7 protein-coding genes, 1 tRNA gene and 1 pseudogene are annotated in these 12638 nt (G+C 74.5%); 5 read left to right on the top strand and 4 right to left on the bottom strand.

What is annotated here, in order from left to right; translation table 11 throughout:
• Positions 1–82: 82 nt before the first annotated feature.
• The 3 genes from B140_RS0102840 (at position 83) to B140_RS13215 (ending at position 4210) form a co-directional block, all read left to right on the top strand.
• A tRNA-Gly gene (locus B140_RS0102840) sits at positions 83–153 on the top strand.
• Between the two features lie 161 nt (positions 154–314).
• Complete coding sequence (locus B140_RS0102835) at positions 315–1322, top strand: pyridoxal-phosphate dependent enzyme (protein ID WP_026165923.1); 1008 nt, start codon at positions 315–317, stop codon at positions 1320–1322.
• Positions 1319–4210 (top strand): FAD/NAD(P)-binding protein, encoded by a 2892-nt coding sequence (locus tag B140_RS13215; protein WP_018117839.1) that lies wholly within the window; start codon positions 1319–1321, stop codon positions 4208–4210. The genes B140_RS0102835 and B140_RS13215 overlap by 4 nt, the downstream gene beginning before the upstream one ends.
• Positions 4211–4246: 36 nt before the next feature.
• Here the strand turns inward: B140_RS13215 and B140_RS12900 are convergent, their stop codons facing one another.
• The 3 genes from B140_RS12900 to B140_RS0102815 all read right to left on the bottom strand — a co-directional run bounded on the left by B140_RS12900 (position 4247) and on the right by B140_RS0102815 (position 8065).
• The gene (locus tag B140_RS12900) at positions 4247–5047 is read right to left on the bottom strand and encodes a J domain-containing protein (RefSeq protein WP_018117838.1); all 801 of its coding nucleotides are present in this window, start codon (positions 5045–5047) and stop codon (positions 4247–4249) included.
• A gap of 23 nt (positions 5048–5070) precedes the next feature.
• Positions 5071–6705, bottom strand: coding sequence for a VanW family protein (locus tag B140_RS0102820; RefSeq protein ID WP_018117837.1), 1635 nt, complete (start codon positions 6703–6705; stop codon positions 5071–5073).
• A gap of 136 nt (positions 6706–6841) precedes the next feature.
• A complete protein-coding gene (locus tag B140_RS0102815; RefSeq protein ID WP_051069226.1) occupies positions 6842–8065 on the bottom strand; it encodes a glycoside hydrolase family 3 N-terminal domain-containing protein in 1224 nt (407 codons plus the stop codon).
• Between the two features lie 121 nt (positions 8066–8186).
• On the opposite strand from B140_RS0102815, the gene B140_RS0102810 reads away from it, so the two are divergent.
• Positions 8187–8384 carry a DUF2613 domain-containing protein gene (locus B140_RS0102810; protein WP_018117835.1) on the top strand — a complete coding sequence of 66 codons (198 nt, stop codon included), beginning with the start codon at positions 8187–8189 and terminating at the stop codon, positions 8382–8384.
• Positions 8368–11586, top strand: a complete 3219-nt coding sequence (locus B140_RS14615) for an alpha-(1->3)-arabinofuranosyltransferase domain-containing protein (RefSeq protein ID WP_018117834.1) — start codon at positions 8368–8370, stop codon at positions 11584–11586. Before B140_RS0102810 ends, B140_RS14615 begins: the two co-directional genes overlap by 17 nt.
• Before the next feature lie 30 nt (positions 11587–11616).
• Here the strand turns inward: B140_RS14615 and B140_RS13210 are convergent.
• A pseudogene (locus tag B140_RS13210) lies at positions 11617–12549 on the bottom strand (acyltransferase family protein); the annotation flags it as partial.
• Positions 12550–12638: the final 89 nt, after the last annotated feature.

Below are 12638 nucleotides of genomic sequence, written 5' to 3'. Positions count from 1 at the left end.
GTCTACCGCCAAGCCACCAGGGCGTTTCCCTCGGCCCGCCGCGGTGGTGTAGAGTATGCCGCAGCGCTTTCTACAGCGCAGCGCCGATGTAATTCAATGGTAGAATGTCAGCTTCCCAAGCTGAATACGCGGGTTCGATTCCCGTCATCGGCTCCCATGCAGCACCCGCCCGGACGGCGTTCCGGGCGGGTGCTTTCGTGTTGCTCGGGCGCGCTCGCCGCACCCCGGCCCCACCGTCGGCACGCGGCCCGCCGCCCTCCCCTCACCCCCGGACCAATCCTCTCCCTCCGTCCAGAGCGTTATGCTTAAGCAACATGACGTACCTACCGCCAGCAGCGCCCCACCTCGGCGCCGTGATCGGATGTACCCCCCTCGTGCGGCTGCCCTACCTCAGCAAACGCACGGGCCTGACCGTGTGGGCCAAGCTGGAGGGCTTCAACCCCGGGGGCAGCGCCAAGGACCGCACCGCCGCCGCCCTCGTCGAGAACGCCCTCTCCTCGGGCAGGCTGCGCCCCGGCGGCACCGTGGTGGAGTCCAGCTCCGGCAACCTCGGCATGGCCCTGGCCCGCGAGTGCTGCCTGCGGGGCATGAGCTTTCACTGCGTGGTGGACCCGCGCACCAACCGCTACGCCGCGTCCGTCATGGAGGCGCTGGGGGCCACGGTACACCGCGTGACCGAGCCCGACCCCGCCACGGGCGACTGGCTGGCCGCGCGGCGCAACCGGGTGCGCGATCTCCTGGAGGAGCTCCCCGGCTCCGTGAACCTGGACCAGTACTCCAACCGCGCGGTGTTTCCCGCCCACGCGCGGGGCACCATGCGCGAGATCGTCGAGCAGCTCGGCCACGCCCCGGCCCACCTGTTCGCGGCGGTGAGCACCACCGGCACCCTGGGCGGGTGCCTGGAGTACCTGCGCGGCACCCGGGCCGCCACCCGCGTCACCGCCGTGGACGCCACGGGCTCCGTGCTCTACGGCGGGTGCCGGGGCGAGCGCCCGCTGCCCGGCTTCGGAGCGGGGGTGGTGCCGGAGCTGTCCACGCAGTCCCAGCCGCACTCCGTGGCGCGCATCAACGCCGCCCGCGCGGTGGCCGGGGCGCGCCTCGTGGCCCGGCGCGAGGCCTACCTGCCGGGGGCCTCCGGGGGCGCGGTGGTGGCGGCCCTGCTGGGCGCCGCGTCCCCGGCCGACCCGGCAGCCGATTCCCCCGAGAACGACGCCGTGCTGATCTTCCACGACCACGGCTACGCCTACCTCGACACCGTGTACAGCGACGCCTGGGTGCGCGAGCACCTGGGCGACCCCTCGGAACTGGAGAACACCTTATGAACGCAACAAAGGTAGCCATCATCGGGGCCGGCCCGCGCGGGCTGTGGGCCACCGAGGAGCTGTGCGCGCAGGCCCGCGCGCACCGGGTCCCCCTGGACGTGGAGGTGTGGGACCCCGCTCCCCCGGGCGCCGGGGCCGCCTACGCACCGGGCCAGCCGGAGCACTGGACGCTCAACGTCTCCTCGCACATCGTGGGCACGGGGCTCGGGTCCTTCGACCGGTGGCGCCTTCAGCACGGGGAGGCCGAGCCGCTGGATCCCTTCCCGCCGCGCTCCCGGGTGGGCGAGTTCCTGGGGGAGTCGTGGCGCGCCCTGATCGAGCACCCCTCGCCGTGGCACGCGGTGCGTCACGTCCCGCGCGCCGCGGGCTCGCTCGAGCGCCGGGACGGGGGATGGCTGATAGACGGCGAGGCCTACGCGGAGGTGCTGGTGGCCACCGGCCACGCCGCCACCTGGCCGGGCGCGCTGCCGCGCACCCCGCGCGTGCTGGGCGTGTACCCCACCGGGCAACTGGACCCCGTGGCCCCCGGTGCCCGGGTGGCGGTGCGCGGCACGGCGCTCACCTTCATCGACGCCGCCCTGGACCTCACCCTGGGCCGGGGCGGCTCCTTTGCCCCAGCCGCCGACCACGGCCACGACCTCGCCTACCGCCCCAGCGGGCGGGAGCCCACCGCGATCGTCCCGGTGGGGCGCTCCGGGCGGTTCATGGAGGTCAAGCCCGATCCTCGGGGCGCCCTGGCCGAGCTGCGCCATAAGGCCGCGCTGGCCGAGGCGCGCCCCAGGGTGCTGCTGTCCCCCGACCTCGCGGCGCTCACCGACGCGCTGGCGGATTACGCCGCCGCCCTCCTGGAGGCCGCGGGGGTTCCCGGCGACCACTCCGAGGGCATCCGCGCCGTGATCGAGGGCCGCGACTGGACGCCCGGAGCGGACCCCGTGGCCGCGCTGCGCCGCTCCCGGGACGTGGCGGTGGGCGAGGCCGCGCCGGGGCCCGCGTGGGCCGTGGCCCAGGCGCTGCGGCAGCTCTACCCCGAGGTGGTCCGCCGGGTAGCGGACCCGCACCGCGCGCGCGTCGTCGGCTTCGAGGACCTGGCCCGCACCCTGGAGCGGGTGGCCTTTGGCACCATCCCGGGCAACGCCTCCCGGCTGCTCGCGCTCATCGACGCCGGCGTGGTGGACACCCGCCACCTCACCCGCCCGGAGGCGTGGGAGGAGGCGGAGATCGTGGTGGACGCCGTACTGCCCCCGGCGGGGCTGGTGGAGGGCACGCTGCTGGCCTCCTACCTGGGCGACGAGGCCCCGCACCTGGTCCTGGAGCCGGATGGCTCCCTGCCCCGCCACCCCGGCCTGGCCGTGGCCGGGCGCGACGTGGAGCACCTGCTACCGGGTGCGGACACGCTCTCGCGCGAGATCCACGACGTCATCCCCCGGTGGGCGCGCGGCCTGGTGGCGCGGCACCGCCGCACCGCCGTGGGCACGCCCCGCGCGGCCGCCACCGTGCCGCTGACCGGGCGGTGCGAGCCCTGGATGGTGGAGCTGCTGGAATCCCCCGAGCGCTGCGCCGGGCTGATTAAGGACCACGGCTCCCCCGTCAACGTCCACCATCCGGCCCCCGTGCTGCGCAACATCGAGGAGCTGATCTGCGCCGGACGCGACTGCGGGGTGGACGTGCGGGTGTTCCTGGCCCGCAAGGCCAACAAGACGCTCCGCATCATCGACGCGGTGCGTAACGCCGGGCACGGCGTGGACGTGGCCAGCGAGCGCGAACTCACCCAGGTGCTCGGGCGCGGGGTGCCGGGGGACCGGATCATCCTCAGCGCGGCGATCAAGCCAGACTCCCTGCTGGAGCGCGCCGTGCGCGCGGGGGTGGCCGTCTCCGCGGACTCCCCCGAGGAGGCGGACCGCCTCGCCGCGATCGCCGCCGGGCTGGGCCACAGCGCCCGCGTCGCACCCCGGCTGGCCCCCGATCCCGCCGTGCTGCCGCCCACGCGCTTCGGCGCCCGGGCCGCGCGGTGGCGCGCCTGGCTGGACGCGCACCCCGCCGGGCCGCAGGCCCCGGAGGTGGTGGGGGTGCACGTGCACCTGCACGGCTACCGGGCCGAGGACCGGCGCGTGGCGCTCGGGGAGGCCCTGGGGCTGATCGACCACGCCCGCGCCGCCGGGCACGCGCCCTCCTTCATCGACCTCGGCGGCGGGGTGCCCATGAGCTACCTCGACGATCCCGCCCAGTGGGAGGCCTTCCTGCGCGCCCGGGCCGCACTGCCGCAGGCCCACGGGGAGGAGTCCTTCACCTGGAAGAACGACCCCCTGACCACCGTCTATCCCTTCCACCAAAACCCCACCCGAGGGCAGTGGCTGCGCGAGGTGCTCACCGGCCCGGTGGAGGTCCACGGGGAGGTGGCCCGCGCCGCCGACGCCCTCACCAGCCGGGGCCTGCGGCTGCACCTGGAGCCGGGGCGCAGCGTGCTGGACGGGGCGGGGCTCACCCTCGCCCGCGTGAGCTTTCTCAAGGAGCGCAGCGACGGCACCCCGCTGGTGGGGCTGGACATGAACCGCACCCAGTGCCGCACCACGGCGGACGACATCCTCGTCGATCCCCTGCTGATCCCGTGCGCCTCCGGCGCCGGGCAGCCGGATCGCCCGGCGGGCTACGAGGGCTTCCTGGTGGGGGCCTACTGCATCGAGGACGAGGTGATCGTGCGGCGGCGCGTGCGCTTTAGCCACGGAATCTCCGTGGGGGACGTGATCGCGCTGCCCAATACCGGCGGGTACTTCATGCACATCCTGGAAAGCGCCTCCCACCAGATCCCCCTGGCCACGAACCTCGCCACGGCGCCGGGGGCGGAGTCCGGGGAGCTGGACTTCGAGGTGGACCCCATCGACCTCCCCTGACATCACGCCTAACCCCCAAGCGCCCCCGAGGGGGCGCTAGATCACCTCGCGCTCGCGGCGGTACCCCGCCGCCCAGGCCCGCGTGTCCGGCAGCAGCAGGAGCACCAGCAGGCCCACCAGGTAGGGCACGTAGATGAACACCGCGTAGGCGAGGTCTAGGGGCATGAGCCATACCCACAGGGAGAGCATGAGCAGCACCACGGTGGACAGCACGGCCACCGCGTGGGCCAGCGGGTTGGAGCCGCGCAGCGCGATGGCCGCCACGGTGACCCCGTGCAGGCAGTACAGGGCGCTGGCAAACGCCATGACGGCCAGGGCCACCACCACGCCCGCCGTCATCACCTGCGCTCCCGGCCCCACGCCGTACATCTGGCTCAGGGCGTCCATGCCCCGGCGCTCCCGCTGCGCGGTGAGGTAGAGCAGCACCATCGCCAGCACCGAGATCAGCGCCCCGCCCAGGGCCAGGAAGGCCGTGCCCGAGACCACCGCCGGGGCGGCCTTGAAGGCCCCCACGAGGGAGCGGGCCGGGGCCTCCACCGGCTCGTAGCGATACTGCACCCGGCGCGGCGGCGCGGGCTGCCCGGCCAGCTCCCGCAGGGCGGTGATCGTCAGCGGGCTGGCCTCCGGGTCGTCCAGGCGGGCGTCGTACAGCTCCCTTTTGGCCGGATCGCCCAGGATGGCGCGGGCGGTGGCCGCCTCGTCGTAGGCCGGGTCGTTCTTGGCCCCGCCGCGTTCCACGTGCGCGGACAGCCGGGCGTCCAGGGCCTCGGCGATCTGGTCGCTGCCCTCGGCCCGGCTCAGCCCCAGGGATTCGTAGAGGTTGTAGTGCTCGCTCATGGGGCAAATCCTAACAGCGCGGCCTAGCTGCACCTCACGATCGGCTGCGGGTCGTAGACCGTGGTGGTCTCCTCCCGGCTGATCTCCGCCCCGGAGAGATCCTTGATGATGCGGGTGTCCGAGGTGGTAAAGCCCGGAGCGCCGCCCGAGGGGGAGCACTTGTCCCCGGAGAGGTTGAGCGTCTGCGGGGAGGTCTGCGCCCAGCGTCCGCCGTTGACGGACTCCACGTCCACCGTCTTCACACCCATGAGCCGGACCGTCACGTCGTTGCCGCTCACGGAGGCGTCGATGCGCACCGGGTGCTCGGAATCGTTGCGGAACTGCAGGTCGATGGCCCCCTCGTACACGGTGGCCTCGCGGCCCGCCGGGTAGCGGGAGATGTAGTAGCTGTGCGGGGTGTGCGCCACGTCCGTCATGCCCGCAAAGTAGGCGGCGTTGTACAGGGTGGTGGCAAACTGCGAGATGCCTCCGCCCACGGCCTCGTCCGCGTGGCCGTTGAGGATGATGCCGCTTTCCACGTAGCCCTGGGCCTTGCCCCGGGGCCCGGTGTAGCCGTTGAGGGAGAAGGTCTCCCCCGGGGGCACGAGCGCGCCGTTGACGGCCTGCGCCACCAGCGCGATGTTCTTGCCGGAGGCCTCGGAGAAGCCCCCGGTGCGGAACTCTCCCACCACCTCGTCGAAGGTGGCGGCCTCCGCCTGCTCGGTGGTAAAGGAGGCGGGCTCGTCGATGTAGACCACGTCGAACTGCCGGGGCTGGCTGCCCACGATGCGCTCGCGGAGCTGGTGCGCGCTCTTGTCCCAGTCGATGGTCACGCCGTCCACGTGCGGGGTCACCTGCTTGCCGCCCCCGCTGAAGGAGATCTGGGCGTTGGCGCGGGTCTTTTCCGTGCTAGCCAGGCCCTCGGCCAGCATCGCCTGGGCGGCCTCCACGTTGACGTCCGTGCGCAGCGCACCCTTGTCCGGGGTGAAGGTGACCACCTCACCCATGCGCTCCACGGGGATCACGCCCTTCACGCCGTCGCGCCCCTGGGCCACCACGGGGGAGGAGACGGCCCGGGCGGCGTCGCCCTCGGCGGCCTTGCGCACGGCGTCGTCGCGGATGTCCGGCTCCACCACGGAGGCCCCGACCTCGATGCCCGCGGGGTTGAGCCACTCCGCGGTCACGCGCTGGCGCAGCTCGGCGCGGTCGATCTTCTGCCCGTTCACCGCCGGGTCGGCCGCCACCGAGCCGCCCTCGATGCGCACCTCCCCGTTGCGGGGCTCGCGGGTCAGATCGTTGCGCACCCGCTCCAGCGCGGAGGTAAACGCGGAGTCCTCCGCGCGGCTGACGATGTCCACCTCGTAGGCGTCAAAGAACCCGCGCACCCGGGTGACCGGGTTGAGCGACTGCGCCCCGGCGGCGTCCACGGTGGCGGACCAGTCCGGGGACACCCCGGAATCGGCGGGAACAAACTGGGTGCTCAGCTCGCCCGCGTGCACGGTGACGGGCTTGGCGGACACCGCCCCCAGCTCGTCGTCGAGCCGCTGGGCGGCCTCCGCCTTGGCCATGCCCCCGATCTGCACCCCGCCCACGGTGGCGCCCCTGGGCACGGTGCCCTTGGTGAGCAGGACATCCGCCGCGTACACGAGGATCGCCAGGGCGATCAGCCCGAGGATCACCCCCAGGGTGATCCTCAGACCGCGCCGACCCCCGCGCCGGTCAGTAGAGTCATTCACGGTGTTCAGCGTAACCACCCGCCCTAAGAAAAGCATCTTTGCCGCTGGCGGCTACCCCACCCACCGAGGGCGCGCATCCTCACTGCTCGGGCAGCCCGGAGGAGGCCCGCAGCCGCTCCTCTGGCAGGCACCCCTCCTCCACGGCGTCCACCACCTTGTCGATGGCCTCCTCCACCGCCTCACCGGAGGACCACAGCGGGCGATCCGCGCCCGCGAGGACGGCCGAGACCACGGCGTCGGGGGTGGACATGCGGTCGGTGATGGCCTTCATCCCCGAGAGGTCGTCCGTGTAGATCGTGCCGCCGAAGGGCGTGCCCTCTGGGTAGGCCCCGCTGCGCAGCAGCCCGTACACCCCGGGGTCGATGCTCGACGGCATATCTCCCGTGCTCAGCCCGGGGATGGCCATGTGCCCCACCATCACCCCGGCGCCCTGGGACTGGCCCAGGGCCGGGCCGTAGGCGCTGAGATCCAGGCGGCCCAGCTCCTCGAGGGGCGGGGTGATAGCCGGCTCCTTGTGGGTGTCCCCGCTGGCCGCGCCGTGGCCGGGGAAGTGCTTAAACACGGGCTTGACACCTGCGGCGTGCAGGCCCCGGGCGAAGGCTGCGGCGTAGTCCGCCGCGCGCCGCGGCTCGGCGGCAAAGGAGCGGGTGCCGATGACCTCCAGGCCCGCGCTGTCCACGTCCAGCACCGGGGCGAAGTCCACGGTGATCCCGTGCTCGTGCAGACTCGTGCCGATGCGGAAGGCCACCTCCTCCGTCTCCTGCGGGGACATCGTCTCCGCCATCTCCCGGGGAGAGGGGAAGTCCCCGAGGACCTGGGAGTGGCGCTGCACCCGGCCGCCCTCGAAGTCGATGGACACGCTGAAGTCCTGCGGGACGGCCGCGCGCAGCGCCGCGATGTCCCGCCCGGGCTCCGTGAGGATCGCCGGGTCCGCCCAACTGGGGATGAAGATGCCGCCCACGCCCTGGCGCAGCTTCGCCAGGGCGTCGTCGTAGTCCGTCACGCCGACGATCATCAGGGAGGCCGCCAGGGCGCGGCGCTCCTCCCGCAGCGCCCGCTCCGACTCCCGCCGCTCGGCGTCCCGCTCGGACACCGGGGCCCCGGAGGAGGCCTCGGCAGCAGGCTCCTCGGAGGACGCCGGGGCGCGGGCGGCCCCGGTCTCCGTCGCGGGCGCGGCCTCGTCCGTGGGCGGGGAAGCGCCGTCTCCCCCCTCCGAGCAGCCCGCCAGCAGGGCCGCGCTCGCCACCAGGCAGGCCACCCACGCGGCGCGGGGCCGCGCCGACCCGCTCCTTAATAAGCGCATTCTCCTCCTCACTCGCGTTCCGGCCCTCCACGTTAACCGATCGCGCCGCCCGAGCGCTCTCCTCGCCCCCGCCCTCGCGGGAGGGCCACCCGGCCGCTTCCGCCTGCTAGGGTGGGCATACATGGCACGCGAATCCGATTCCCTTCCCCGGCGCACCCTGGGCCCCGCCGTGGCCAGCGTGGTCGTGGGCATCGCCTTAGGCGTCATCGCCATCCTCGGCATCTCCTCGCTCGGCAGCCAGAACGCGGTCCCGGCCGGGGGCGCCACCCACGCGGAGGATTCCCTGCTCGGTGGCCCGGAGTATGGCTCGCGCGGCTAGGCTGCGCCGCACCGCACGCCGCCTCCCGGCTCCCCCGCGCTGGGGCCACGCCTGGGGGTGGCTGCTCCTCGCGGTCATCCTCGCCGCCCAGCCCTGGGGCCGGGTGGCCGCGGACACCAAGCACGACCTCGCCGCCAACCCCTGGGGCTTCCTGCGCGGCGCGCTGCACGCCTACACGGACACCTTCACCCTGGGCCAGCTACAGAATCAGGCCTACGGCTACCTCTTTCCCCAGGGGCTCTTCTTCGCCCTCACCGACGCCCTGCCGGACTGGGTGGCGCAGCGCTGCTGGTGGCTCCTGGTCCTCGGGGTGGGGTTCTCCGGCACCCTTACGCTGCTGCGGACACTGGGCGTGGGGACACCTGCGAGCCGCTGGGGCGCCGCCCTGCTCTTTGCGCTGAGCCCCCGCGCGCTGAGCACGCTGACCACCATCTCCTCTGAGACGTGGCCGGTGATGCTGGCCCCCTGGGCGGCCGCCGCCTTCGTGGGTGTCCTTAACCGCCGCGCGGTGGCCGCGGGCGTGCTGCCCGTGGCGGCGATGGGCGCGGTCAACGCCACCGCCACGCTCGCGGCCTGCGCCCCGGCCGGGGTGATCCTGCTGTGGCGCTGCCTGCGCCGCGACGCCCGCGCCGCGCGCACCCTGGCGTGGTGGCTCCTCGGCTGCCTGGCGGTGAGCGCCTGGTGGATCGCCCCCCTGCTGGTGCTGGGCCGCTACTCGCCCCCGTTCACGGACTACATCGAGTCCGCCTTTGTGACCACCCGGTGGCTCAACCCCGCGGAGATCCTGCGGGGCACCACGAGCTGGGCCCCCTTTGCCAGCCCGGAGCGCGTGGCGGGGCACCTGCTGGTCAGCGAGCCGGTGTTCGTGCTGGTCACTCTGGCGGTGGCGACCCTCGGGCTGATCGGGCTGCGCCGCGCCCCGCACCGGGGGCTGTGGCTGGGCATGGCCCTGATCGGCGTGGCGATCCTCGGCGCCGGGTGGTCCGCCGGGGCCCCCTGGGCTGCCTCCTACCGGGGCTTCCTCGACTCCGCCGGGGCGGCGCTGCGCAACCTCCACAAGTTCGATCCCCTCGTGCGGCTGCCGCTGGTGGTGGGGCTGGCGGCGCTGGGCCGCCCCGCGCCTTACCCGGCCTCACTGGCGCGGGGACGTCGATACGCCGGTGCCGCGCTGGCCTGCCTGGTGCTGCTGGGCGCGGCGGCCCCGGCGCTAAGCGGTCGGCTGCTGCCGCAGGGCACCTACGCGGCGGTGCCGGAGGATTGGAGCCAGGCGGCGGACTTCCTCAACGAGCACGCGCAGGGCACCCGAACCCTCGTCCTGCCCGAGGCCTCCTTCGCCCGGCAGACCTGGGGGTGGACCCGGGACGAGCCCGCCCAGCCGCTGCTGGACGTGCCCTGGGCGGTGCGCGACGCCGTCCCCCTCATCCACCCGGAGGCCATCCGGGGGCTCGACGGCCTCCTGGCCGTGCTGCGCGCGGACCCGCTGGCCGCCCGCGCCGCCCTGCATCGCATGGGCATCGGGGCGCTGCTGGTGCGCCACGACCTCGACGACCAGGCGGCCTCCACCGGCGGGAACCTGTCGCTGCCGAGCGGCATGGGCGAGGCGCACCGCTTCGGAGAGGTCGAGGTGGTGCTGCTCCCCGAGCGGCCGGACATGCGGGTGGTCTCCGGCGAGCCGGTGCGCGTGGCCGGGGGCGGGGAGTCCCTGGCCCTTCTCGACGCCCTGGGCACCGCCGAGTCCTACGAGCTGGTGGACGCCGACGCCCAGGTGGTCACCGACACCCCCATGCTCGTGGCGCGCAACTACGGCACGCTGCGCGGCGCGCAGTCAGCCCCCCTGGCGGACCCGGGGGAGGGCGCGGACGTGCGCAACAGGGTTCCCGACTACCCCTCCGCCGGGCCCCTGACCAGGGTGGAGGAGCGCGGCGGGAGCGTGCGCGCCTCCTCCTCGGCCTCGGACGCCTCCAGCTTCGGCGGGGCGGACCCGGCGCGCTCACCCACCGCCGCCGTGGACGGGCAGGAGGAGACCGCCTGGTATCCCACGCCGGGCACGGCGGCCGGGCAGTGGCTGGAGATCGCCCCGGACCGCCCGCTGCGCGAGGCGACCGTCACCACCACCGAGGACGCCACCCTGCGCGTCAACTCCCGCGAGGTGACCACCCGCGCCGGGGAGCCCACCGCCCTCCGCTGGGAGGCCCCGCAGGACGCGCTGCGGCTGACCCTGGAATCGGAGACGGGCATCGCGGAGGTCTCCGTGCCGGGGCAGCCCTTAGAGCGGGTGGTCACGGTCCCGGACACCTCGCCCGGCGTGCGGCAGTTCGTGTTCCAGCGGCTGCTGGTGGACACCGGGGTGCTCATCCGCGAGTTCACCGCCCCTCGGGACATGCGGGTGCGCCTGGAGGCCCCCGGCGACCACCCGATCACCCTGGACTCCGCCGAGTACGCCCCCGGCGAGGAGGTCGAGCTGGCCGCCGGGGTGCACCGCCTGCGCACCCCCGCCGCCTGGGTGCGCCTGAGCGAGGGGGACCTTCCCGGCCCCACGGCCCGGGCGGTGAGCGGGACCGTGGCCCCGGCGGATCACCCGCGCCTGCTGGTGACCAACCGCGCCGCCAACCCCGGCCTGCGCGCCAGCGTGGGCGGGGTGAAGGCCGCCCCGCGCGTGGTGGAGGCGGGCATCCAGGCCTTCGAGATCCCCGCCGGGGCAGGCGGCGAGGTGGCGCTGCGCTTTGCCGGGGAGCGCCCCTACCGCTGGGGGCTGCTCGGCGGCCTGGTCCTGGGGGTCATCGCGGCGCTGGGGGCCGTGGCCGTCCTGGTGCGCGCGCCCCACTCCCGCCGCGCGCCGGGGCCGCCCGGCCCGGATGCCCACGGACGCCTCCTGTGGCTGCCCTGCGCCGCCACCGCCGTGGTGGTCGGCGGTCCGCCCGGCCTGGCCGTGGTGGCGGTCTCCTGGCTGGTGCTGCGCTGGAGCACGTGGCGGCCCGCCTGGCTCGTGGCCGCCTCCGTGGGCATCGCCGGGGCGTGGCTGGCCCGCGCGCCCTGGCCCAGCGCGGGCTACGCGGGGGATTCCCTCGTCCTAGGGCTGTGCGTGCTCGGGGCGCTGGGGGTGGCGTGCGCCCCGGCGCGCGGTGAGCACCCGGCGCGCGGGCGCCTCCACCAGCTCGTAGCTCGCCGCCGCCACCGCCGTGGAGGCCGCGAGCGTGGCTAGCCCCACCAGGACGGTGTGCGCGGGGTTGCCGCTGAACAGCGGGACACCCAGCAGCGGGAACACCACCGCCAGCACCGCCACGTGCCACAGGAACACGGAGTAGGACCACCTGCCGAGCAGGCGGGCGGCGGGGGCGGACAGCGCGTCCCGGGGCGAGGGGGCCAGGGCATAGGGCCACACCACCGCCAGGGCGAACAGCGCGCCTGCGGCCACCCGCAGGCTAAACTGCGCCGGGCCGGGGTGGGTCAGGCCCAGGGGCCCGAACCATTCCTGCCCGGCCACCCAGGCGATGAGCAGCGCCAGTGCCCACCACGGCCAGCGTCGGCGCAGCGCGGCACGCGCCCAGCGCACGCCCGGGGACGCGGCGGCGGAACCTCCGGGGCGGCGCAGGAGGGGCTCCAGCTCCGCCGCGACGAGGCCCACGGCAAACCAGCTCGCGTAGGCGGGCGGCCAGATCTGCATGTTGGGCCACCCGTTGGCGGGGGTGGCCGCCACCACGGGTATCCAGGCCCAGCCGAGGCTCAGGCACGCCGCCGCCGCGATGACCGCCAGGCGCGCCCCGCGCGAGGCCAGCCGCCCCACCGTGAGCGCCAGCAGCGGCAGCACCGCGTAGAAGGCCACCTCGATGCACAGCGACCACAGGTGCGTCAGCCCGCCCACGAGGCCCTGCGGCAGGTAGATCTGGGTGAGGGTGAGCTGCGCGGCCGCCACGGCGGGTAAGGCCCCGAAGGCCTCGGGGAGAAAGAGCAGGACGGCGCACACGCACACCCAGTAGGCGGGGAGGATGCGCGCGCAGCGGTGCAGGTAGTAGGCGCCGAAGGCCCGGTCCGTGCGGTGGCGGCGCCACAGCAGGAAGGCGGAGAGGGCAAAGAACACCGCCACGAAGTAGTCGAGCCGCGCCGCGATCGCGCCGAGCGGGGTGGCCGGGTCGAGCCGCGTCTGAAACGCTACGTGGGTGAGCACCACCCCGTAGGCGGCCACGGCGCGCAGCCCCTCCAGGGACCCCACAAAGCCCGTTGCGTAGGATGAATGCGATACCCGTCGGGCCCCGG

It is taken from the genome of Corynebacterium mastitidis DSM 44356 (assembly GCF_000375365.1).
Classification (GTDB): Bacteria; Actinomycetota; Actinomycetes; order Mycobacteriales; family Mycobacteriaceae; genus Corynebacterium; species Corynebacterium mastitidis.
The sequence above is the reverse complement of the archived record's forward strand: the minus strand, read 5'-3'. Positions and strand labels throughout refer to the sequence as shown.